This window comes from Micromonospora sp. ZG13, assembly GCF_059359355.1.
Genome location: NZ_JCADBQ010000012.1, coordinates 107,637 through 129,392 on the forward strand (window position 1 = coordinate 107,637; position 21,756 = coordinate 129,392).

The following is a 21,756-nucleotide window of genomic DNA, read 5'->3' on the forward strand; positions in this document are numbered from 1 at the left end:
CCAGCCGGGAGCGAGCATCCCCACGCAGACCGCCTCCGTGAGGGCGGCGGACGCCGTGGCACCGGCTACCGAGCCGCCATCCGACGCCGTCAGCCCGCCGTCAGCCACCATCGACGCGGCATCGGCCGCCGCCCCCGCCGGACAGACCGGGAACGGGCCCGCCGCCGGGACGGCGCCGACCACCAGGGCACCCGCCACCGGAGCAGCGCCCGCCGAGACAGCGCCTGCCGACCAGGCCGCGCCCTCACCCGGGACTGCGCCCACCACCGGGGCGCCCACCGGGACCGCGCCCACCACCGAGACGGCGCCCGCCGCCGGAGCACCGGCAGGCACGTGGGCGGGCAGCGGCGCATCCGCCGCCGGTACGCCCGTGACCATCGCCCAGCAGCCCGCCGCCGCGCCGCTGCCGGCGCCGTACCGGATCGGGGTGCCGTCCGGCGCGCCCGCGCCGTACCGCGGCTACCAGCCGGTCCCGCGCCCGCCGTCGTTCCTCGACACGCGCTGGCCGGGGCCGGCGCCGGCCCGGGACCGGGCGGTACCGGCCGCGATCCTGGCCGGAGCGCTGGGGCTGGCGTTCTTCGTACCGCTCACCCGCACCGGCATCGGCTGGTTCCTCGGCTGGCTCGCCCTGACCGTCGCGGTGGTCCTCGCGGTCCGGCGGACGGGCGCGGAACTGCCGCGCGCCGACCGGCGGATCCGCGCCGGCTGGGCGGCGGCGTCCCTGGCGCTGCTGTCGGTCCTGGCCTTCCGTAACGCGTGGTGGCTGGTGACGTTCTGCGTGCTCGGCGCCCTCGCGTGCGCGACCCTCGCGATCGTCGGCGGCCGGCTCGTCCGCTCGATCCTGTTCAGCCTGGTGGCGGCGCCGTTCGCGGCGTTCCGGGGGCTGCCGTGGGTGCGTGGTCACCTGCACGCCCCGGCGAATCCCGGCCTGGTCCGCCGTGTCGTCGGATCGGCCGCGGCCACCATCGTCGCCCTGATCGTGTTCGGCGCGCTGCTGTCCTCGGCCGACGGCGCCTTCTCCGTGATGCTCGGCGAGCTGATCCCGGAGGTCAACGTCGGCACGGCGTTCCGCTGGGTCTTCCTCGCCGCCGTGGGTGGGCTCTGCGCCGTCGCCGCCGTCTACACGTTGGCCGCGCCGCCCGACCTGTCGACGGTGGACCGGCCCGGCACGCGCCGCTTCGGCGTCGTGGAGTGGGCTCCCGTCATCAGCGCCCTGACGCTGCTCTTCGGCGGCTTCGTGGCGGTGCAGTTCACCGTCCTGTTCGGCGGGCAGCGGCACGTCCTGCGCACCGCCGGCCTCAGCTACGCCGAGTACGCGCGCAGCGGGTTCTGGCAGCTCGTCGTCGTCACCCTGCTGACGCTGGCGGTGCTCGGCGGGGTGGCCCGCTGGGCGCGACGGGACCGGGCCGTCGAGCGCCACCTGCTGCGGGTCCTGCTGGGCCTGCTCAGCGCCCTCAGCTTCGTCATCGTGGTGTCGGCGCTGTCGCGGATGTACACGTACCAGAAGGTCTACAGCTTCACCGGCGAGCGGCTCTTCGTGATGGCGTTCGAGCTGCTGCTCGGCACGGTGTTCCTGATGATCCTGGTGGCTGGGCTGAGGTGGCGCGGGGCCTGGATCCCCGGCACCACCGTGGCGCTCGCCGTGGTGATGCTGCTGGGCCTGGCCGTGCTCAACCCGGAGGACTACGCCGCCCGCCGCAACATCGCCCGGTACGAGCAGACGGGGAAGATCGACGCCTGGTACCTGCGGGCGCTCTCGGCGGACGCGACGCCGGCCCTGGCGGGCCTGCCCGATCCGGTGCGCCGCTGCACGCTGAGCTGGATCGCCAAGGACCTCGACGAGCCGGACCCCTGGTACGCCTGGAACCTGGGCCGGGTCCGGGCACGCGCGGCGCTCGACCGGGCCGGGCCGGGCGCGGTCGGCGGTCCACGCGACTGCCGGGCCGCCGACCAGTTCGACCTGCCGAAGCGCCGCCGCTGACGGACCCGCGTCGCGGTACTCGGCGATCAGGGCGTCGGCGTCGTCGTCGCGTCAGGGTCACAGCAGCAGCCGTCCCCGGGTCGCTCCGGGGACGGCTGGACTGCCGGGTCGGTGGCCGGGTGCGTCCACCGGGTGCCGGTCGGGTCACCAGGGCTCGGGGATGCTCACCGCGAGGCAGCGCCGGGTGCCGGGGACCGGCTGGTAGCAGGCGGACGCCTCCAGGTTGTTGGTCAGGTCGGAGCGGGAGAAGGACGTGCTGCCGCCGTTGACGCAGGTGCCGCCGCTGGTGGACACACCGCCGGTGACCTTGGCCGTGGCGCAGCCGACCGTGGCGGCGGTCTTCTCCACCGTGTTCAGCGAGGAGCGCTGGTCCGTGTACTGGTGGACGCCGTAGCCGATCAGCCGCACGCCGGGACGGGTGACGGTGTACTGGAACGCCGTCGACGTGTAGTACGACCAACTGGCGCCGGTGCCCACGGTGCGCATCTCCGGATCGGCGGACGAACCGGGAACGAACATCGCGAAGCCCTTGTCGTGGGTGGTGGTGCCCGCCACCATCCGATAGACGATCACCAGCAGCCCCTGGCTGTAGCTGCCGGTGGAGTAGGTCAGGTAGCTGCCGCTGCCGCAGGTGGTCCGGTCGGCGACGTAGCCGACGCCGTTGGCGTAGAGCATCACCCTGGCGCAGCGGCCGTCGTCGGCGGTGTCCTCGATCGTACCGACCGTGGTGCTGGTGCCTGAGTTGTCGGTGGCATAACCGGTCAGCCGGACACCGGGCAGCGTCCCGGCGTACTGGTAGGCGGTGGGATGGTAGTAGCTCCACGAGGCCGACCAGCCGCTACCGGAGGGCAGCGCGAGCGCCGGCGAGGCGGGCAGCAGTGCGGCGACCAGCGCGGCGACCAGGGCCGCGAACAGCGTCATGCGGGTCGACCGCCATCGGAAACGGGCCTTCATCGGTCCTCCGATCTCCACGACGGGCACGACACCCGGCGTCACGGATCAGGTTGACCGACGCCGTCGGCGGCGAGTACCGCTGGGTCTCGAAGCGGACAGCCGGACGGCATCATCCGGTTGCGCGCTCCGGCCCGCGAGGGCTACGCGCACCTGCGGGTGTTCAGGCCGGCGCCGTGCCCCGGACCGCCCAGGCCCGGGCGGTGAGCCGGACCGAGCCGTCCGGCGCCACGGGCAGGCGGGCCGACAGCAGGTCGCGCAGGCGGGCGCGGTCCGGCGCCGTCAGGGAGGCGACGTACGTGGGGGCGGGGCCCTGCCCGCCCAGGAACGGCGTCCAGTAGTCGTCGACGTCCGCGAACACCGTGGGCACGTCGACGGGCCGGAGCGCCACCGCCGTCAGGCCCGCGTCGGTCCACAGCCCGCGCAGGGAATCCGGGTCGCACACGGCGAACCGGCGTCCCTCGTCCCGCTCGGCCACGGCCGGGTCGAGCAGGGCGGCGGCGTCCCAGAAGTGGCGCATCAACTCCATGCCGCCGGCGTAGTCCCACACGTAGGCGGCGGCCACCCCGCCGGGCCGGACGACCCGGGCGAACTCGGCGACGGCGCGCGCCGGCTCGGGCACGAAGTTGACCGCGAGTCCGCTCACCACGACGTCGACGCAGCGGTCGGGCAGCGGCAACGCCCGGGCGTCGCCGACCTGGAAGGCCGCCCGTTCGTCGCGGACGGCCGCGCGGGCGTACGCGACGAAGCCCGCCGAGCTGTCGACGCCCGAGACGTACGCCGGGTCGGCCACCGCCAGCACGGTCGAGGTGAGCGCGCCCGTGCCGCAGCCCACGTCCAGCCAGCGGCGGCCCGGTGGCACGGCCAGCCACCGCAGGAACTCCCCCGCGACGGGACGGCTCCACCGGCCCACGTACGCCTCGTAGACCCGGCCATCCGCCCAGACGGGGTGCGTCATGCGCAAACCATACGACGCAGGTCGTCTGCCGCGCCTCGACCGCCGGGGCCGGTTCGCGCCGGTTCGACTCGATCAGCCAGACTCGGTCGTACCCCTGCCGGCCCCGACAGCTCGCGCGCACCCCGTACCCCTCGTCCGATGGTTGGAGCGCATGTCCCACACCCTCCTCGTCTGGTTGGTCGGCGGCCTCCTGCTGGTGGGCGCGGGCTTCGCGACGGCCCTGCTGCCGAGGTGGCGGGCACGGGAGCGGGAGCGCCGGACGGCCTGGTCCACCGCGCGCGCGGCCATCGACAGCGCGGCCGTCAGCCGGGACGCGGCGGCGACCCGGGTGCCGCAGGCCGAGCGGCTGCTGACCCGCGCCGAGTCGATGGCCGCCGGGCGCGGCGGGGCTTCCGCCGCCCGCGCGGCGGCGCAACACGCGAGGGAGGCCGACCGGCTGTGGCGCACGCACCAGTGACACCCCGCAGGCACTACCAGTACGAGCTGCTGCGGTGGTCGCTGCTCGGCGTCGCCGTGGTCGTCCTGGTGGTCTTCCTGCTCGCCCAGCGGCAGAGCGTCGACGTCAGCTACGGCCGGTCGCCGGCCGCCACGGCGAAGATCGACGAGGGCTCGGCGGGTGAGCTGAGCGACGCGAGCGTGCCCTCCGTGGACGAGATGACCGCGCTGGTGGCCGCCGAGCCGGTGGTGCGGCTGCCCGGCTCGACGGCACGCTGGAACGAGCAGCGGGTCCGCGAGGCCGCCGGCGACCGCCCCGTCCGGATCCTGGTCGCGCCGCCCGGGCTCGACAAGGACGAGCGTGACCGGGTGCGGGACGTGGAGAACGCGACCATCCGGGTGATCGGCACCGAGGTCAGCGGCGGCATCTACCAGGCCGTGGCCGACACGCTGCCCGACTGGCGGGCGCAGTTCGCCACCGCCGACGTGACGAACCTGCTGGTGGGGCTGATCGCCGCGCTGCGGGACGCGCCCGACCCGCCCGAGCACGACGAGCTGCGGTGGCGTGACCCGACCGAGCGGGAGCTGGCCGCCGTCGCCGCCGACCTGCGGGCCACCGGCCTGCACCTCGGGGCCGGGGCCACGCTGACCGGTGTCCCCGACAAAGCCGCGCGCAACGCCTTTCCGGACGGCGCCCGGTACGTGGCGCTGCCCGCGCAGCCGTTCGGCGAGCCGGTGCCCCGGTACGGGCCGGCGCTGGCCGAGCTGTTCCCGGGCACGCCGGTCGTCGTGATGTACGGGCTCTGGATCGAATACCACGGGCCGGCGGCGGACGACTTCGCGGAGCTGGCCGGGGCGAGTTTCTACGGCCAGTTCGCCGGCCGGCTGAGCCGCTACGACTACCCGCAGGGCAACGTGCTGACGGCCTGGCTGAACCGGGTCACCGACCTGCGCTACTCGGGGCTGTTCGACCGTCCGCTGCCGTACCGGCCGATCGATCCGCTGCGGGTGGCGCTGCCGGCCCTGCCGTGGATCTTCGCGGGCTGCGTGGCGGCGTTCCTGATCCTCTCGGTCCGGTCGCTGCGCCGGCCGGACGGGGCCGGCGTCCGGCGGGGCGACCCGGGGCGGGGCGGCACCCCCGCGCGGTTGGCGGGTCTCACCGCGCTCGCCGTCGAGATGTCCCTGCTCACCGACGCGCATAGCAACCCGGCGCTGACCCGGGGCGTCGTCAAGCTCCAGGCGGCCCGCGCCGCGCTGGACGAGGAGCTGCCGGACCGCCACGCGCGTACGTTGCTCAACGAGGCGTCCGAGGAGTTGGACGACGCCGCCCGGACGCTGGGGATCACCAGCTACCGCCCGGACCTCTACCTCCGGGGCAGGCTGTCATGAACCCGTCCGTACGACGTCGGCTCGGTGACCTGTTCGGCACGCCCTTCGGCATCGCAGTCCTGGCCTGCCTGGTGCTGGCCGGCTGGGCGTTGTGGACCGGCGGGGTGCTGGACGGTCCGGTCGCCCGGCACGTGCGCGCCTCGTCCGTGTACGTCGCACCGGGCGTCGAGCTGGACCGCGCGGCGGCCGAACGGATCATCGGCAACCGCCGGCTGGTCGTGCTGATGCTGGAGCCGGGCGCCGACCTCAGGCAGGGCTGCCGCCAGGTCGAGCGCGCCGCCGACGGGACCGTCGTGCTGGTGATGAGCCGCGACTCCGACGAGTACGACACCTACGGCTGCGCGCTGCTGCCGGGGCGCGACGACGGGAACTTCGGCCGGGCCTTCGTGGCGGAGATGACCATCAGCCGGGGTGTCGACACCTTCGTCGACCGCCCCCTGGAGGCGCTGAAGGTCGTCACCGTCAACTACGACCTGCTGGTGAAGGCCGGCACCGTCCCCGACGGCGCGCGGACGATCAGCCCGTCGCTGCCCCGCTTCCTGCTCGCCGGCGCCGCGATCGTGGCCGTCGTCGCCGGGGCGACGGTGCTCTACGTCGGTGGCCGCCGCGCGGGCCGACTCGCGGACGCCCGTCGCCGCCGCCGCGACGAGAACGCCGACGCCCGCGGCGCGCTCGGCGCCGCCGCGGCCGTGCTGGCCCAGCAGATCATCGACCTCGACCAGCGGTACGCCCGGGCGCAACGCCAGGCCTACGTCAGCGGCGCCGAGGAGGCGTTCGGCAGGAAATACCTGGCGCTGACGTCGGACTACGCGGCGCTGCTCGACCGCGTCGCGGCCGTGGACGCGGCCGACGAGGACGCCGTACGCGGACTCGTCGAGCGGGTCGACGCGTTGAGCCGGCGGGCGTCGACGCTGACGGAATCGCCGGCCGGGAACGGAGCCCGCCCGAAGGGCGCCCGCAGCCGCAGCGCCCCGCCCTCCGGCGGCTGACCGCCCGTCGCCGGGAAGTGAACGGGCGGGGCGCGCCCCTGCCGTCGGGCATCGGCTGCTGCTGAAAGCCGACACCTGTCCGCCGTTTCTGTCAGAGTGACATTAAGTCTAGAGTGAGATCCATGTCGGACGATCGTTGGGTTGCGCCCACCGTCCTCCTCGCGGTGGACCTCGTCATCCTCACCCTGCGCGACTCCCGGCTCCAGGTGCTGCTCGTGCAGCGCGGCGTGGAGCCGTACCGGGGTGACCTGGCCCTTCCCGGCGGCTTTCTGCAACACGTGGAGGAGGACCTGCCGGCGGCGGCCCACCGGGAACTGGCCGAGGAGGCCGGCCTGTCGGCGGACCAGTTGCACCTCGAACAGTTGGGCGTCTACGGCACGCCGGGACGCGACCCCCGGGGCCGCGTCGTCTCCGTGGCCTACCTGGCCGTGGCGCCCCGGTTGCCCGAGCCGACCGCCGGCACCGACGCCTCCGACGCGTGCTGGACCCCCACCGATCGCGCCCTGTCGCCCGGGGCCCGGCTCGCCTTCGACCACCGCCGGATCGTCGCGGACGGCGTCGAGCGCGCCCGCGCGAAGCTCGAGTACTCGGCGCTGGCGACAGCCTTCTGCGGCCCGACGTTCACCATCTCGGAGTTGCGGGACGTCTACGAGGCGGTGTGGGGCGTCGGCCTCGATCCCCGGAACTTCTACCGCAAGGTCCAGAGCGTCGACGGCTTCATCGTGCCCGCCGGCACGACGAGGAAGACGGACACCGGACGCCCCGCACGGTTGTTCCGGCCGGGCCCGCGCGAGGCGCTGCATCCCCCCATGACCCGGCCGACGCACCCGACGGACAAGGAGACGGCAGAGGCATGAACAGCAGTCCCGTCGTGATTCTCACGGCCCTGAACCTGGAGTACGACGCGGTCCGCAGCAGGCTGACCGACCTGCGGGTGCACCGCCATCCCGCCGGCACGCGCTTCGAGGTCGGCCGGCTCGGCGGCTGCCGGGTGGCGCTGGGCCTGGTGGGCAAGGGCAACCATCCCTCGGCGGTGCTGGCCGAGCGTGCCATGGCCGAGTTCTCCCCCGCCGCGGTCATCTTCGTCGGCGTCGCGGGCGCTCTCTGGCCGAACATCCGGCTGGGCGACGTGGTGGTGGCGTCCCAGGTCTACGCCTATCACGGCGGCACGAGCGAGGACGACGGCCTCAAGGCCCGGCCGAAGGCGTGGGAGATTCCGCACGGCGCGGGTCAGATCGCGCAACACCTGGCGCGCAGCGACGAGTGGTTCCGGGGTCTGCCTGGCGACGCCGCGCCGCGCGTGCACTTCGCGCCGATCGCGGCGGGCGAGATCGTGCAGGATTCGGCGGTCTCCGAGCAGGCCCGGTGGGTGCGGCAGCACTACAACGACGCCGTGGCCATCGAGATGGAGGCCGCCGGCGTGGCACAGGCGGGTCACCTCAACCGGGCGCTGCCCGTGGTCGTGGTGCGTGGCATCAGCGACCGGGCCGACGGCACCAAGACGGCCACGGACGGGGAGAACTGGCAGCCCCGGGCGGTGGCCCACGCGGCCGCGTTCGCGACGGCGCTGGCGCAGGAACTGGTCGCCGACGACGCGACCGACCAACGGGAAACGGCGAAGAGGAACAGGCAGGCGCAGATGGGCATCACCAACAGGAACGTCGCCAGCGGCAACGCCCGGGTGGGCGTCCAGGCCGGGCAGATCCACGGCAACGTCACCGTGGGTTGGGAGCCGGAACCACCGGCCGATCTCGCGACGGCGATCGGCGAGCTGCGTGACCTGCTGGAACAGGCCCGTCAGGACGGTCAGCTCGACGGTGCCACCTACGCGGCGGCCGAGAACGAGCTGGACTCCGCCGAGCACTGCCTCAAGGAAGACACCCCGAAGAACAGGAGCGCCCTGATTCTCTCGCTCAAACGGCTGCGCGGCCTGGTGGCGGACGTGGCGGAGCTGGCCGCCGCGCTGGCCGCGGTCATCACGGCGGCCGGGGAGCTGTCGTGACGACGCCGGCCGTGACGAACGTGGCGCAGGGCGACGCCCACGTCGGGGTACAGGCCCAGGCCATCCACGGCGACGTCCACTACCAACTGCCGCCGGACGCCTCACCGAAGGAGAGGTTCCGCACCGGCGTGAAGTACCTCGACGCCCGGATGCCGGCCCGGGCCCGCGAGCTCATCGAGGAGGCCGTGGCGCGCGGGTACGAGACCGACGAGGTGCGCTTCCACTGGCTGCTCGCCCTGCTGAGCGGGCGCACGCTGCGGCAGCTGGGCGCCGAGGACCTCGCCACGCTCTCCGCCATCTGTGCCCGCATCACCCGCGTGGACGGCCGGGGCGAGTGGACGGCCGGTCTGCGGTCGGTCCTGCGGCTGCTCAACTCGGTCAACACCGCCGACACCGAACTGGTGGTGAAGGAACTCGACGAGCTCAAGCCGCGCCAACGCGACAAGATCCTCGACCACCTCGGGGTGCTGCTCGAAGGCCCCCTGGAGGACCAACTGTGGCAGCGCTCGGTCGAGCGGGCCAGGGCGGGGCGGATGGCTCGGGACAGGGCCGCCAGGGTGTCCCTGTTCTTTCAGCCCGTCCCCGCCGGGCCCCGAGGGCCCGAGGTGCGGCCGGCCTCGATCTCCATGGCCGAGTGGCTCCGACTCGGCGCCGCCGGCACGCTGTGCGTACTCGCCGTCGGCAACGCCGGGTGGCTGCTGCGGCGCGGCGAGCCGTCTGCGCTGCTCGCGTACCTCGTCGTCGTGGCGGCGACCGTCACACTCCTGGTCGGCGGTGCGGACTGGCACTTCCGGCGGGAGCGGCTGCGGGCAAAGGACGAACGGTCTCGCCCCACCACGGCAACGCCGGACGCCGCCGGCGGGGGGCTTCGCCCGCAAGGTGGACCGCCTGTTCGACAGGTACTTCGGGCGGTACGTCCCCCGGGGCACTGAACGCTCCGAGTGGCTGAAGGGCACGGCGGGGATTCGCAGACACCTGCGCGACGAGCTTGTCGATGCCTACCGCGAACAGCGGATCGACGCTGACCGGATCGCCTGGCTGGTCCGTCACCTGGTCAGTGACGTGCGGCAGGGCTGGGAGAAGGACACGCTGACGGCGTACCGGGCCGAGCTGCGCACCCCCGTCGCGACCAGAGCCCTCTGCCTGGTGGCACTCATCACCATCGTCGCCGGAAGCCTGCGGGTGGTGCCGGCGGCCGTCGCGGTCGCGCCGTTCGGTGGCACGGTGTCCATGCTGGTAGCCGTCGTAACCGGAGTGATCGGGACGCGGGCCTGGCTCCGCGTCACGACCGAGCGGCGACGGGTGCGAGCCGACGAGATCGAGTACGCGCACCAACGGGCGGCGCGGCAGTCCGCGTACGAGCGTTGGCAGAAGACGTTGTCCCGCAAGCCCTCCGACGCGGAGATGGCCTTCTGGCTCGAGTGCGACCGTAAGCTCCTCGTCGACGAAGCCATGCGGCACTACCGGCTCCGGCCGAGCCAGGTGATCGCCCACGCTTTCATCGAGGCACCCGCCAGCTCCTACAAGCGGGCGCGCTTCCCTCGGGGGCCGTGGCGCTACTCGAGATACCGACTGCTGCTCTTCCTGCTCACCGGCGACGGAGTGCGGCAGGTCGACATCGACCTCGACTTCGAGGGGGGCGGTTGGCGCGGCACCCAGCGCCTCAACTACCGCTTCGACGCGGTGGCCGCCGTACGCATCCACGGGGCCGCCGCCCGGCACCAGACGTTCGAGCTGACGCTGGTCAACGGCGCCCCGATCGACGTCCGGGTCACCGAGTCGATGGACGAGGGGATTCAACCCGGCGAGGACCTCCGGACGCTGTCCGAGGTGACCCTCGACGCATCGGGGCTCGCGCACACCCTCGACATGTTGGAGGGGATCGCCGCAGAGGGCAAGCAGTGGATCCACCACCAGCACGGACGTACGAAGGACCGGCTGGACGAGTTGGCGGCAACCCTGTCCGGCCTGATCGACTGACGTGGTGCGCCGGGACCCGGCCCTGGCGTGTGAGGCGCTGCCCACCGGCACCGGCACCGGGCCGTCGCCGGATCAGAGGTTCTGACGAGGGTCGCTGCCGCCGTCGGAAACGATCCGCGTCCGGGCACTCAGCGCCGGCAGATCGAGCGCGTGCTGCGTGAGCGCATGCCGCAGCAGGTCGGCGAACGTCTCGACATCGCCGTTCGCGGCGTCGACCTGACGGGGGTTCATCACGAGGACCGGGCCGGCGTCTGTGTGGGCGACGACACAGGGAGTATGGCCTTGGCTGAGATCGCTGATAGCGGAGTCGCGTTCGTCGAGGTGCACCAGACGGAAGGACACGCCGAGACGGGCCACGAAATCGTCCCACTGCCGCTTGCGGTGCAGCGGTCCATGGGTGATGTCACACAGTCCACAGTGTGCCCTGCCCAGCAGCTTCCCCACGACGTAGGACAGCTCGCCGCGAATGCCGCCGTCGGCGTGGTACACCCCGGTGAAGCTGCGCACCGTTCTGGCGTGATCGGTCATGCCCGCCATTGTCGCTGGCGGGCTGGCGGGCCGCCCCAGGCTGCCTCTTGTTCGCCGGGGAGGCCAGGCGGAACCCGGCAGGGCCACGCTCCGTCACCGCTCAGGTGCCGACGACCGCGGTGAGTGCGGCGAGCCGGGCATGCGCGTCGGCGCGACTCTGAGCTACGAGCCGGCGTACGTTCTCCGGCGGAACCTGCGGAACGCCCGCATCGCGGAGTGCGATGCGGGCGTTCCGTCGTTCGGTCAGGGGTTGCTGTAGCCGAGGGCGTAGCTGCCGGAACCGCTGTAGGCGTGTACCCGCCAGCGGTAGTAGCCGGCCGTGCCGTTGTAGGAGACGGTCTCGTCGGCGGCAGCCGTGGCACCCTGCGCCACCGCGCTCCAGCCGCTACCGTTCCACTTCTGCAGGTAGAGGTCGAAGTCGGTGCCGGTCGGGCCGTCGAGGCAGCCGCGGTGGGTGCCGGAGGTCGACGAGTAGTAGTAGCTGCCGTTCGGCTGGTAGGCGTTCCCGCCGCTGGACAGCGACCCGGTCGCGGAGAACTCGTAACCGCTGCAGCCGGTCGGCGGCGGCGGGTTGCCGCCGCCGCTGGTCACCAGCGTCCGGCCGTACGCGGAGAGGATCTCGTTGACCGGCTGGAAGTAGGTGGTGCCGCCGGAGGTGCAGTTGCCGGAACCGCCGGAGGTCACGCCCTGCGCCTGCTGGCCGCTGAGCCAGGACCCGCCGGAGTCACCCGGCTCGGCGCACGCGTTGGTGCGGGTCAGGCCGGAGACGGAGCCCTCCGCGTAGTTGACGGTCTGGTTGTAGGCCTGCACGGTGCCGCAGCGCCAGCCGGTGGTCGAGCCGGAGCGGCAGATGGCCGAGCCGATCGCGGCCACGGTGGAGCCGGCGACGGTCACGTTGCCGCCGGCGTAGTTGTTGACCCACGGCTGCGGGGTCCAGTTGGAGTTGACCGCCACCCAGGCGTAGTCGTTGCCGGGGAACGAGGAGCCCTGGAAGGTGCCCTGGGCGGCACGGTTGAAGCCGGTCGTGGCGGCACCGGTGTTGCCGCAGTGCCCGGCGGTGACGAAGCCGCCGTTGACGGAGAAGCCGACCGAGCAGCGGCCACCGCCGATGTAGTAGGCGTCGCCACCGCGTACGTCGTAGAGCAGCCGGGGCTGTTCGGTGGTGCTGACCACCCGCACCGCCGTGGCATCGACACCGCTGGCCTTGATGAAGGACTTGGCAGCGGCAGTACCGCCGCGTGCCTGCACCACGACGGTGTTGGACTTGACGTCGACGTACCAGCCGGGCACCGAGGCCGGGGGCGCCTTGGCGGCCGCGGCGTCCAGGGCGGCCTTGGCCGCGTCGAGCTTCTTGCCGCTGCGGTCCACCAGCCTGGGGGTGGCGCCGGCGGCGGTCACCTCGGCGGCCTTGGCGCTGTCGGTGACGGCAACGACCAGCGACTTCGCGTCCGGCGCCAACCAGGCACCGGCGAAGGTGGAGCCCAGGCGCTTACGCAACGCCAGTTCGGTACGGCTGGCGGCGGCGTCGGAGGCGATCCTGGCGCGGGCCGCTGCGGCGGTCAGACCCAGGTCACGTTGCATGGCGGCGAGCATCTCGGGCGAGGCGGCCTCCCCGGACGGCACGACCGGTGTCGAAACGGTGGGCTTCGCGCTGGCGGGCCCGGCGATGACGATGGCAGCCAGCCCGGCTGGCAACAGCACGGCTGTCGCCGCGCCGGCAAGGACTCGTTTCATCCAGATCTCCCTCGGGTTGCGGAGCTGCGGGTGCGATCGGAGCGTTACGGGCACCAACAGGTGGCCGTAACCTAGAACACGATTCACCGATGCCGATAGATAACCTTCGGCTCATACCGCCGCACCTGGCACTATGCGCACCCTTGCGGCCACGCCCCGTATCGGAAAGCGGGCTGGCGCCGCCGGACGAACCTGCTGGCGCCGCCCGCCCTCAGAGCCCAGCACGCGCAGGTGATCGTCGAGCACTTCCGGACGCACACCGCCGGCAGACCCGGCGGGCGGGCGACGGTGGTCACCGGGGCAGGCAGCAGGCCGCGCAGATGGCTCGGTCGATCAAGCAAATCGTCGACGTGCGACCTTCTGCGCCCTCCACTGGCCGGCGCGACTTCGCACGGGTGTTTTGCCTGGTGGGGCGGGCGGGACTCGAACCCGCGACCGAGGGATTATGAGTCCCCTGCTCTAACCGGCTGAGCTACCGCCCCGTTACCGCGCCGGATCCTATCCCGCCCGGTGGATCACCGGCCAGTACGAAACGACGCCGTCGCTCATCGGCGTCGCCGGCGCAGCAGCACGATGGGCAACGCGAGGATAACAGTGAGCAGCCATCCCACGGTGATGACGCCCCACAGCCAGCCCTCGTCGCTCTCGGCGGTCTCGGTGATGAACATGCCGAGGGTCAGCAGGGCGTTCGCGCCGCCGATCGCCAGCGCGGCGAGGCCACTGACGACCATCAGCGGGATCTCCCACCAGGAGCGCTTCGCCGGCTCCCGCCGCTCGGCGCCGGCGGCGGCCCGTGGCTGCGGGATGCGGTCCGGGTCGCGGGCCGGCATCGCCACCTGCCGTTCGGCCGGCACCTGGGAGTCGATCACCCGGATCGCGCCGGGGTGCAGGTCGAACATGGTCGGTTCGATCCGCATCGAGATGGCGTCGTCGCCGATGAGCTGCCGGGCACCGTCGGGCCAGGCGAGCATGAGGGCGCACTCGGCGTACCGGACGGTGAGCGGGCCGCCGTGGCCGAGCCAGCTCACCCCGTCGACGCCGACGTGCAGTTCGCCGTCGCCCTCCTTCTCCTGGTAGGGGGTGCCGGGGACCGTGTCGGCCGAGCGGGTGGGCGCCGCGGCGAAGCCGGCCCAGTCGGCCCGGTGCCCCTCGGGCACCATCAGGAGTGCGCCGGCCAGCGCCTCGCGGGCCACCTCGTGCACGTCGTCGACGTCGACGGCCTTCAGCTCGGCGCGGTGCTCGTCGACCGTGAGGTTGCGCTCGCCGGTGAGCACGTTGAAGGCGTACGACGGCAGCCGTGCCGCGTCCACCTCGGCGGTGCCGAGGAAGTCCTCCCGCTTCGCCACGACGGCGTCGAGGTCGGCCTGCTCGATCCGGCCGACGCGCAGCTTGGCGAGCGTGTCGACGAAGCCGCCGAGCACGGCGTCCTGCTTCTCCGGCAGCGAGTCGGCCAGCGCCCGCAGCGTCGCGTGGCCGTCGCCGCGCGGCTCGTAGCCCGCCGTGGTCTGGTAGGAGAGGCCGCCGTCCTGGCGCAGCGCCCGGTAGAGCTCGCGCTCCAGCACCCCGGCGAAGACGCTCGCGGCGGTCCGGCGCCGCACGACGGCGTCCAGCACCACGGCCCGCGAGCCGCTGACGAAGTACGCGGGTGTCTGCGGCAACGCGGACGACGCCGCCGGCACCGGCTGCCGTACGCCCGACGGCAGTGCCAGCCGCAACCCGGCGGGCACGGACTTCCCGGCGATCCAGAGCACCGCGTTCTCCCGGGTGAACCAGCGGGCCGCCCACTGTCGCAGGTCGTCGGCGGTGAGCGCGCCCAGCCCCCATTCGGGGTAGCTGGTGATGCCGAAGTCGCGGGCGCCGTGGCGCCACAGCGGGATGTCGTCGACGGCGGCCGTGCCCCGGCTGCTGTGCTCGGTACGCAGGATCTCCTTCTCCACCTCCAGCCGGCCGGTCGGCAGCTCGGTCAGGTTGGCGCAGACCGAGGTGAGGAAGGTGGCGATGTCCTGTGCGGAGCCCTGCATGTGGAACGTGGTGAACACCGGCGCGGTGGCACCGTTGACGTGGTAGTCGGCCAGCCCGAGGGGGGCCAGGGCGAGGTGTTCCAGCAGGTGGGTGATGCCGCTGCGGGCGAGCGTCTCGTCGGCGGTGCCGACCCGGAAGGTCAGCCCGGCGCGCATCGGCCCGCCGGTGGGGGCGAGCAGCGTGGGCACCCCGTCCACGTCCAGTTCCTGGATCACGACTGCCCGCCCTTCGCGTACGCCTTGTCGCGGAACTTCTGGAACTGCTTGGCGGGGTCGCCGTCGATGTAGCCGAACATCGCCTCGTCGCCGAGCGGTCCCAGGGCCGCGAACTGCTGCGCCGCCGCCGGGTACTCCTCCAGGAGGCAGAAGGCCATCGCGAAGACGCTGCGCACCCAGACCCAGCCCCAGCCGTTGCGGAACCCGGGGTGCCAGACCGACCGCTGCGCCGCCTGGTGGATCTCGTGCCGCACGTGCGCGCCGCGCAGGTGGGCGCTCGCCTTGCCGAGGTTGTCGTGGTCGAGCGCCTCCTCCAGGTGGGCCTCGACCACCAGCACCGCGTTCGGGGCGCCGGGCGGGGCGGCGTCGGCGCACGCCCGGGCGAAGCCGTGCGCCCGCTCCCAGGTTCCGCTCCACTTGGGACAGAACTGTTGCAGCAGCGACGCCTGGGCCGGCAGGTGGTGGGGGTGGTGCTTGGCGAGCTGGTCGTAGCGGCGGCGGGCCTCGGCCTGGCCGAGCTCCAGTCCCCGCGCGTTGGTGATCCGCTGCGTCCACGCCGCCGCGTCGTCCGGGTGCCGGGCGGTGACGTCGATCAGCACCTGCTCGGCGCGCCGCAGGTGGGCGTGGAACTGGGCGAACTGCTCCCGGCTGACGTGCTGGGCCCGGTGGGACGAGCGGATCCGCCAGCCGGCGCGGATCAGGTGCGACCCGAGCAGGGCGCCGGCGAGCGCGTCGTCGGGCCGCTGCGCCAGCACGTCCCGGAGGAATCCCTCGATGTCCTCGGCCTCGCCGGCCTCGCCGACGAGGAGGGTCCGGCCGTGCGGGTCCTGCCCGTCGACGAGCGCGCTCAGGGCCGGCCAGTCGCGCGCCGCGAGGGCGGCGCGCACCTGACCGACCTGGGGGTACGCCGCCGCGGCGTCGAGGTCGGGCGGCGGAAGGGGTGCGGGCATGGCGAGGAGCATAAGTGATCTTCAACGGGTCGTGACCCACCGTTCAGCCGGTACGCAGCTCCGACAGGACGGCCCCGGCGGCGCGCCAGCCGCTGGTCAGGGCGCCCTGGATGGAGGGGCTGTCGCGGTGGTCCCCGGCCACGAACAGGCCCTCCCCCAGCGCCACCGGCTTGCGCAGCCGGCCCTGCGGCGGCGGCGCGGCGGGCAGCGCGTCGGGGATGGACACCGTGCCGAGGTGGGTCCAGTCCGCCGTGGAGCGGCCGTAGAGGCGGGTGAGTTCCACCCGTACGGTCGCCTCGGGCGGGGCCGACGGACCGACGACCGACGTGGCGACCAGGTGCCACCCGGCGGGCGCGTACGTGGGCGCGGCCCGGCTGACGACCACCGTGTTGGCGACGATCTCCCGCCGGTCGCCGTCGACGAGCAGGATCGGCTCGTCCAGCGGTGGCTCCTGCGTGCCGTGGTAGTAGGTCGTGTAGCTGTGCATGCGTACGGTCGGCAGGTCCGGCAGCAGCGTGGCCGCCGCCGGCGGGTCCACGGCGACCACGACGGCGCGGCAGCGGATGTCGCCGGCCTGGGTGCGGACCCGCCCGGGCGCCACCTCGGCGACCGGGGTGTCCAGGTCGATCAGTTCCGCCGGGAGCGGGTCGGCGACGGCGCGGGGCAGCGCGGCCATCCCCTCGGCCGGCAGGCCGATGCGGCCCCGGGCGAAGGAGCGCAGCACCATCGCCAGCACGTGGCTGGACGTCTCCAGCTCCCGGTCGACGAGGACGCCGGAGAGGAACGGCCGCAGCAGTTCCTCGACGATCGCGTCGGAGAGGCCGGCGCGGCGCAGCGCCGTCTCGGTGGTGGTCTCCGGGGCGGCGAGCAGCCGCCCCTTCGGCAGGGTGGCGCAGCCCGTGGCGAGCGCGGCGAAGCGCAGCCGGTCGAGCAGCGAGCCCACGCCGGCCAGCGCGGTGCCGGGGGCGCCGGTCGGTTCGCGCAGCGGGTTCACGAGGCGGGTCAGCCGGTCGCCCTTGCGCACCAGCACGCCGGAGGTGAAGAGGCCCAGGCGCAGCCGGTCGACGTCGAGCAGGGCGCCGAGCCGGGGGTAGGCCGTGTTGAGCACCTGGAAGCCGCGGTCGAGCAGGTAGCCGTCGACCGCGTCGGTGGCGACCCGGCCGCCGAGCCGGTCGCCGGCCTCCAGCAGCCGCCACGGCACGCCGGCGCGGTGCAGCCGCCGGGCCGCGGCGAGCCCGGCCAGGCCGCCGCCGACCACGATCACGTCGGTCTCAGCGAGCATGTCGCGCCTCCCGCTCTCCGTTCGTCCGGGACAGCCGGCCCGGCCACCAGATCTTCGGCCCGATGTCGTACGCCAGCGCGGGCACCAGCAGCGAGCGGACGACGATGGTGTCGAGCAGCACCCCGACCGCGACCGCGACGCCCAGCTCGACCAGCACCACCAGCGGCAGTACGGCCAGCGCGGAGAAGGTCGCGGCGAGCACGATGCCGGCGGAGGTGATCACGCCGCCGGTGACGGCGAGCCCGGCGAGCACGCCGGCCCGGGTGCCCCGCCGGACGGACTCCTCGCGGACGCGGCTCATCAGGAAGATGTTGTAGTCGATGCCGAGGGCGACCAGGAAGACGAAGGCGAAGAGGGGGAACGAGGCGTCCACGCCGGGAAAGTCGAGGACGTACCGGAAGACCAGCGCGCAGAGGCCGAGCGTGGCGGCGAAGCTCAGCAGGACGGTGGCGATCAGCAGGAGCGGCGCCAGGAGCGCCCGCAGCAGCAGGGCCAGGATGATCGCGATCACCACCAGCACGACGGGAATGATCACGTTGCGGTCCCGCGTCGAGGCGGCGGAGGTGTCCACGTTGATCGCGGTGAAGCCGCCGACGACGGCGTCGGAGCCGGGTACGCCGTGCACCGCCGCCCGCAGCGCGCGGACGGCCCGCTCGGCGCCGTCGCTGTCGGGCGGGTCGGCGAGCGTCGCCTCCAACTGCACGGTGTCGTCGACGACGGCGGGTGGCGCGTTCGGGTCGGGCGGGCCGGTCCGGTCGGCGGTGACGGGTCGTACGGCGGCGATCCCCGGCACGCCCCGGGCCACCCGGGCGACCTCCCGGGCGGTGTCGCGGGTGGTGAAGATGGTGGCGGGGCTGCCGGTGCCGGCCGGGTAGTGCCGGGCGATCACCTCCTGCCCGGCGACCGAGTCGGTGCGCCCGGTGAAGAGGTCGGACTGGCCGAGCGTGGTCGCGCCGAGCTGCGTCAGGCCGAGCGCGAGCGCGGCCATGGCGAGGGTGGTGAGCAGCCAGACGGGTCGCGCCCGCCGGGCGACGAAGCCGGCGATCCGGCTCCAGATGCCGTGCTCGGTCCGGGGGTCGGCCCGGTCGTACGGGGGGCGGCGCGGCCAGAACGCCCACCGCCTGCCCAGCACCAGCAGGGCGGGCAGGAAGGTCAGCATGACCAGCAGGGTGGCGCCGATGCCGATGGCCGCGACGGGGCCGAGCGCCCGGTTGGAGTTCAGGCTGGACAGCAGCAGGCAGAGCAGGCTCACGATGACCGTGCCGCCGGAGGCGACGATGGCCGGCGCGGCGCCTCGCCAGGCCGCCCGCATCGCGTCCCAGGGGCGCTCGTGCCGGTGCAGTTCCTCCCGGTAGCGGGCGACCAGCAGCAGCGCGTAGTCGGTGCCGGCACCGAAGACGAGCACGGTGAGGATGCCCTGCGCCTGCCCGTTGAGCTTGATCACGTCGGCGTCGGCGAGCAGGTGGACGAAGACCGCCGCCAGCGCGAAGGACATCCCGGCGGAGAGCAGCGGGAAGATCCACAGAACGGGGCTGCGGTAGACGACGAGCAGGATGACCAGCACCACGCAGAGGGTGACGATCAGCAGGGTGCCGTCGATGGCGGAGAAGACCTCGATCAGGTCGGCGAGCAGGCCGGCGGGGCCGGCCACGTCCACGCCGAGCCCGTCGCGGTCGTCGCCGGCGATCGCGCGCAGTTCCTCGACGACCGTGCCGATCCGCTCGCCGTCGGCGTCGTCGATGGGTACGACCACCTGGAGCGCCTGCCCGTCCTCGCTGGGGATCGGCGGCGGCAGCGGGCCGACGACGCCGGGCACCCGGGCGAACCGGGCGGCGTCGGCGGCCACCCGCTGCGCGTCGGCGTCGGTGAGGCCGTCGGCACGTTCGTAGACCACGAGGGCGGGGGTGGTCGGTCGCTCGACGAACCGGGCGGACAGCTCCTGTGCCCGGGTGGCCTCGGCCTCGGCGGGCAGGAAGGAGACGTTGTCGTTGGTGGCGACCTCGCTGAGCCTGCCGGCGTACGGACCGGCGACCGCCCCGACGACCAGCCACGCCAGCACGACCACCACGGCGACGAGCGTGATCCTGCCGTGGCCACCTCTTCCGGGCATCCCTACCCACCCCATGAATCGACGCATCAATCGACGCAGCGGGAGTCTAAGTCGACATCGACCATCCTGCCGGGCGAGCGGGCCCGGGGTGACGGAAACGGGGCCACGGGGGCGGGAACGGGTCACGGGGGCGGGAACGGCGAACGCCCGCCGGCGTGGCCGACGGGCGTCAGGTGTGGAAGCTCCCCCGTTTGGACTCGAACCAAAAACCTGCCGGTTAACAGCCGGCTGCTCTGCCAATTGAGCTACGGGGGACCGTTGCGTCTTCCGGCACCGATCTCGCTGCGCCGTGCGACGGGGACAAGAGTACAGGATTCCGGGGGGTGTTGGTCCAGGGGGTTACCCCCGGAACCATCCCCCGGGCCAGACGATAATAAACCGAGACAAATCGTCATCCCGGCACAAGGAGGTATGAGCGGAGAGCAGGATGGGTAGTTAGCTGCGGACAGAGAAGGCAGGCGCGATTTGGTCGCCTCCGGTGGGGTAGCCCGCCGGACGACGGCGCGTCAGGTACGGAAGGAGCCGCCATGCGCGGAAAGATGATGTTCCTTGGCGGGCTGGCTGCGGGATTCGTCCTGGGCGCCCGTGCCGGTCGGGAGAAGTACGAGGAGCTGGTGATCCGGGGCCGCAAGGTGCTCGACCACCCGACCGTCCAGGAGGCGGCCGGTGTCGCGCAGGCCCAGGCGACCCGCCTCTACAGTGAGGGCAAGGACAAGCTCGGCCAGTCGAAGCTGGGCGAGAAGCTGAGCAGCAACGGCCAGAAGCAGGAGCTGACCGCCGCCGACGACGCGTTCGCCGGCACGCCGGCCACGGTCGGCGCGAAGAGCGCCTCCGGGTCGTCGAGCACGAGCGCGACCCCCGGGTCGACGTCGGCCACCACCACGCCCCGTAGCAAGCCGTCCAGCTCGGGCACCAACGGCAGCACCCTCTGATCGCACCTTCGAGCGGGCCGGACGCCTTCGGGCGACCGGCCCGCTCGGGTGTTGCCCGCTGCCGCCGGCCGCCCCCGTGCGCGCCCGCTGACGGAAGCCCGCCCGGGTGCGGGACCCTCGACGTCGGCCCGCCCGGGTAGGCCCGGAGCGGTCAGTCCTTGCTGCTGAACGCGGCGTCGAAGGCAGCGGCCGGGGCGTCGAAGGCGAGCCGGCGGACGAACTGCAACGCCTCCGGGGCACCGACGAGGCGGTCCATCCCGGCGTCCTCCCACTCGATCGAGATCGGGCCGGCGTAGCCGATCGCGTTCAACGCCCGGAAGCAGTCCTCCCAGGGCACGTCGCCGTGGCCGGTGGAGACGAAGTCCCAGCCGCGCCGCATGTCCGCCCACGGCAGGTGCGAGGCGAGCCGGCCCCGCCGCCCGTCGCCCGTACGCACCTTCGCGTCCTTGCAGTCGACGTGGTAGATCCGGTCGGCGAAGTCGAAGATGAAGTTCACCGGGTCCAGTTCCTGCCAGACGAAGTGCGACGGGTCCCAGTTCAGCCCGAACGCGGGCCGGTGTCCGACCGCCTCCAGCGCCCGCTTCGTCGTCCAGTAGTCGTACGCGATCTCGCTCGGGTGCACCTCGTGGGCGAAGCGCACGCCCACCTCGTCGAAGACGTCGAGGATCGGGTTCCACCGGTCGGCGAAGTCCTGGTAGCCGCGCTCGATCATCGACGGCGGCACCGGCGGGAACATCGCCAGCGTGTGCCAGATCGACGACCCGGTGAAGCCGACGACGGTGTCCACCCCCAGCTTCGCGGCCGCCCGCGCGGTGTCCTTGATCTCCTCGGCGGCGCGGCGGCGTACGCCCTCGGGTTCGCCGTCGCCCCAGATCCGGGCGGGCAGGATGCCCTGGTGCCGCTCGTCGATCGGGTGGTCGCAGACGGCCTGGCCGACCAGGTGGTTGGAGATCGCGAAGACCTTCAGGTTGTGCTTCGCGAGGGTCTCCCGCTTCCGCTCGACGTACGAGTCGTCCGCGAGCGCCTTGTCGACCTCGAAGTGGTCGCCCCAGCAGGCGATCTCCAGCCCGTCGTAGCCCCACTCGGCGGCGAGCCGGCAGACCTCGTCGAACGGAAGGTCGGCCCACTGGCCGGTGAAGAGCGTGATGGGTCGCGCCATGGTGCTTCTCCCCTGTGGTGATGGGGGATTCCGTGGGTGCGGGACCGGGGCGAGGGTGACCGGCCGGGCCGTACGCGACGGGCCGCTGCGGATCGCCGGTGGGTGCCTGCGCACCTGGACCCGGGCGGGTTGCGCCTCC

The 21,756-nt window shown here is 73.3% G+C and carries 18 protein-coding genes and 2 tRNA genes; 9 read left to right on the forward strand and 11 right to left on the reverse strand.

From position 1 onward, the window contains the following. Positions 1–370: 370 nt before the first annotated feature. Complete coding sequence (locus tag AC5L34_RS22535) at positions 371–1,981, forward strand: DUF4153 domain-containing protein (protein WP_441175087.1); 1,611 nt, start codon at positions 371–373, stop codon at positions 1,979–1,981. Positions 1,982–2,125: 144 nt separating this feature from the next. On the opposite strand, the gene AC5L34_RS22540 is transcribed toward AC5L34_RS22535, so the two are convergent. Together AC5L34_RS22540 and AC5L34_RS22545 are read right to left on the reverse strand one after the other, a co-directional pair. Further along, complete coding sequence (locus tag AC5L34_RS22540) at positions 2,126–2,902, reverse strand: hypothetical protein (protein ID WP_441175088.1); 777 nt, start codon at positions 2,900–2,902, stop codon at positions 2,126–2,128. 193 nt (positions 2,903–3,095) lie between these two features. After that, positions 3,096–3,890: a class I SAM-dependent methyltransferase gene (locus tag AC5L34_RS22545; RefSeq protein ID WP_441175089.1), complete on the reverse strand. Its 795-nt coding sequence runs from the start codon at positions 3,888–3,890 to the stop codon at positions 3,096–3,098. 151 nt (positions 3,891–4,041) lie between these two features. Here AC5L34_RS22545 and AC5L34_RS22550 point away from each other — a divergent pair, with 151 nt between their 5' ends. The 7 genes from AC5L34_RS22550 to AC5L34_RS22580 all read left to right on the forward strand — a co-directional run bounded on the left by AC5L34_RS22550 (position 4,042) and on the right by AC5L34_RS22580 (position 10,685). After that, positions 4,042–4,347: a DUF6403 family protein gene (locus AC5L34_RS22550; protein ID WP_088998970.1), complete on the forward strand. Its 306-nt coding sequence runs from the start codon at positions 4,042–4,044 to the stop codon at positions 4,345–4,347. Then, a complete protein-coding gene (locus tag AC5L34_RS22555) occupies positions 4,329–5,714 on the forward strand; it encodes a hypothetical protein (RefSeq protein WP_441175090.1) in 1,386 nt (461 codons plus the stop codon). Before AC5L34_RS22550 ends, AC5L34_RS22555 begins: the two co-directional genes overlap by 19 nt. Beyond that, positions 5,711–6,703, forward strand: a complete 993-nt coding sequence (locus tag AC5L34_RS22560) for a hypothetical protein (RefSeq protein ID WP_494826847.1) — start codon at positions 5,711–5,713, stop codon at positions 6,701–6,703. Before AC5L34_RS22555 ends, AC5L34_RS22560 begins: the two co-directional genes overlap by 4 nt. Positions 6,704–6,825: 122 nt before the next feature. Beyond that, a complete protein-coding gene (locus AC5L34_RS22565; RefSeq protein WP_494826848.1) occupies positions 6,826–7,560 on the forward strand; it encodes an NUDIX hydrolase in 735 nt (244 codons plus the stop codon). Beyond that, positions 7,557–8,705, forward strand: a complete 1,149-nt coding sequence (locus AC5L34_RS22570; protein WP_494826850.1) for a 5'-methylthioadenosine/S-adenosylhomocysteine nucleosidase family protein — start codon at positions 7,557–7,559, stop codon at positions 8,703–8,705. Before AC5L34_RS22565 ends, AC5L34_RS22570 begins: the two co-directional genes overlap by 4 nt. Next, positions 8,702–9,637 (forward strand): hypothetical protein, encoded by a 936-nt coding sequence (locus tag AC5L34_RS22575; protein ID WP_494826852.1) that lies wholly within the window; start codon positions 8,702–8,704, stop codon positions 9,635–9,637. Before AC5L34_RS22570 ends, AC5L34_RS22575 begins: the two co-directional genes overlap by 4 nt. Then, entirely contained in the window at positions 9,585–10,685 is a 1,101-nt protein-coding gene (locus AC5L34_RS22580; protein ID WP_494826854.1) for a hypothetical protein, read from the forward strand. Before AC5L34_RS22575 ends, AC5L34_RS22580 begins: the two co-directional genes overlap by 53 nt. A 72-nt stretch (positions 10,686–10,757) precedes the next feature. Here AC5L34_RS22580 and AC5L34_RS22585 read toward each other — a convergent pair whose 3' ends face one another. The 8 genes from AC5L34_RS22585 to AC5L34_RS22620 all read right to left on the reverse strand — a co-directional run bounded on the left by AC5L34_RS22585 (position 10,758) and on the right by AC5L34_RS22620 (position 19,781). After that, entirely contained in the window at positions 10,758–11,213 is a 456-nt protein-coding gene (locus tag AC5L34_RS22585) for a hypothetical protein (protein ID WP_494826856.1), read from the reverse strand. Between the two features lie 243 nt (positions 11,214–11,456). Further along, a complete protein-coding gene (locus tag AC5L34_RS22590) occupies positions 11,457–12,947 on the reverse strand; it encodes a S1 family peptidase (RefSeq protein ID WP_494826857.1) in 1,491 nt (496 codons plus the stop codon). 405 nt (positions 12,948–13,352) lie between these two features. Further along, positions 13,353–13,429 (reverse strand) — tRNA-Ile (locus AC5L34_RS22595). 63 nt (positions 13,430–13,492) lie between these two features. Next, a complete protein-coding gene (locus AC5L34_RS22600) occupies positions 13,493–15,184 on the reverse strand; it encodes a M16 family metallopeptidase (protein ID WP_494826858.1) in 1,692 nt (563 codons plus the stop codon). Then, positions 15,181–16,134, reverse strand: a complete 954-nt coding sequence (locus tag AC5L34_RS22605; protein ID WP_441175100.1) for a hypothetical protein — start codon at positions 16,132–16,134, stop codon at positions 15,181–15,183. The genes AC5L34_RS22600 and AC5L34_RS22605 overlap by 4 nt, the downstream gene beginning before the upstream one ends. A 43-nt stretch (positions 16,135–16,177) precedes the next feature. Beyond that, positions 16,178–17,416: an NAD(P)/FAD-dependent oxidoreductase gene (locus tag AC5L34_RS22610; protein WP_441175101.1), complete on the reverse strand. Its 1,239-nt coding sequence runs from the start codon at positions 17,414–17,416 to the stop codon at positions 16,178–16,180. Further along, on the reverse strand, positions 17,406–19,526 hold the full coding sequence (locus tag AC5L34_RS22615; RefSeq protein ID WP_494826860.1) for an MMPL family transporter: 2,121 nt from the start codon (positions 19,524–19,526) through the stop codon (positions 17,406–17,408). Before AC5L34_RS22615 ends, AC5L34_RS22610 begins: the two co-directional genes overlap by 11 nt. 182 nt (positions 19,527–19,708) lie before the next feature. Beyond that, positions 19,709–19,781 (reverse strand) — tRNA-Asn (locus tag AC5L34_RS22620). Positions 19,782–20,053: 272 nt separating this feature from the next. On the opposite strand from AC5L34_RS22620, the gene AC5L34_RS22625 reads away from it, so the two are divergent. Then, positions 20,054–20,458, forward strand: a complete 405-nt coding sequence (locus AC5L34_RS22625; RefSeq protein ID WP_101412308.1) for a hypothetical protein — start codon at positions 20,054–20,056, stop codon at positions 20,456–20,458. A gap of 151 nt (positions 20,459–20,609) precedes the next feature. Here AC5L34_RS22625 and AC5L34_RS22630 read toward each other — a convergent pair whose 3' ends face one another. Then, the gene (locus AC5L34_RS22630) at positions 20,610–21,617 is read right to left on the reverse strand and encodes a sugar phosphate isomerase/epimerase family protein (protein ID WP_441175103.1); all 1,008 of its coding nucleotides are present in this window, start codon (positions 21,615–21,617) and stop codon (positions 20,610–20,612) included. Positions 21,618–21,756: the final 139 nt, after the last annotated feature.

Bases quoted from the DNA above. Each gene is read 5' to 3' on its own strand.
- AC5L34_RS22540 (WP_441175088.1), bottom strand. From the start codon at position 2,902: ATGACGCTGTTCGCGGCCCTGGTCGCCGCGCTGGTCGCCGCACTGCTG.
- AC5L34_RS22545 (WP_441175089.1), bottom strand. From the start codon at position 3,890: ATGACGCACCCCGTCTGGGCGGATGGCCGGGTCTACGAGGCGTACGTG.
- AC5L34_RS22550 (WP_088998970.1), top strand. From the start codon at position 4,042: ATGTCCCACACCCTCCTCGTCTGGTTGGTCGGCGGCCTCCTGCTGGTG.
- AC5L34_RS22560 (WP_494826847.1), top strand. From the start codon at position 5,711: ATGAACCCGTCCGTACGACGTCGGCTCGGTGACCTGTTCGGCACGCCC.
- AC5L34_RS22565 (WP_494826848.1), top strand. From the start codon at position 6,826: ATGTCGGACGATCGTTGGGTTGCGCCCACCGTCCTCCTCGCGGTGGAC.
- AC5L34_RS22570 (WP_494826850.1), top strand. From the start codon at position 7,557: ATGAACAGCAGTCCCGTCGTGATTCTCACGGCCCTGAACCTGGAGTAC.
- AC5L34_RS22585 (WP_494826856.1), bottom strand. From the start codon at position 11,213: ATGACCGATCACGCCAGAACGGTGCGCAGCTTCACCGGGGTGTACCAC.
- AC5L34_RS22590 (WP_494826857.1), bottom strand. From the start codon at position 12,947: ATGAAACGAGTCCTTGCCGGCGCGGCGACAGCCGTGCTGTTGCCAGCC.
- AC5L34_RS22605 (WP_441175100.1), bottom strand. From the start codon at position 16,134: ATGCCCGCACCCCTTCCGCCGCCCGACCTCGACGCCGCGGCGGCGTAC.
- AC5L34_RS22610 (WP_441175101.1), bottom strand. From the start codon at position 17,416: ATGCTCGCTGAGACCGACGTGATCGTGGTCGGCGGCGGCCTGGCCGGG.
- AC5L34_RS22615 (WP_494826860.1), bottom strand. From the start codon at position 19,526: ATGCCCGGAAGAGGTGGCCACGGCAGGATCACGCTCGTCGCCGTGGTG.
- AC5L34_RS22625 (WP_101412308.1), top strand. From the start codon at position 20,054: ATGCGCGGAAAGATGATGTTCCTTGGCGGGCTGGCTGCGGGATTCGTC.
- AC5L34_RS22630 (WP_441175103.1), bottom strand. From the start codon at position 21,617: ATGGCGCGACCCATCACGCTCTTCACCGGCCAGTGGGCCGACCTTCCG.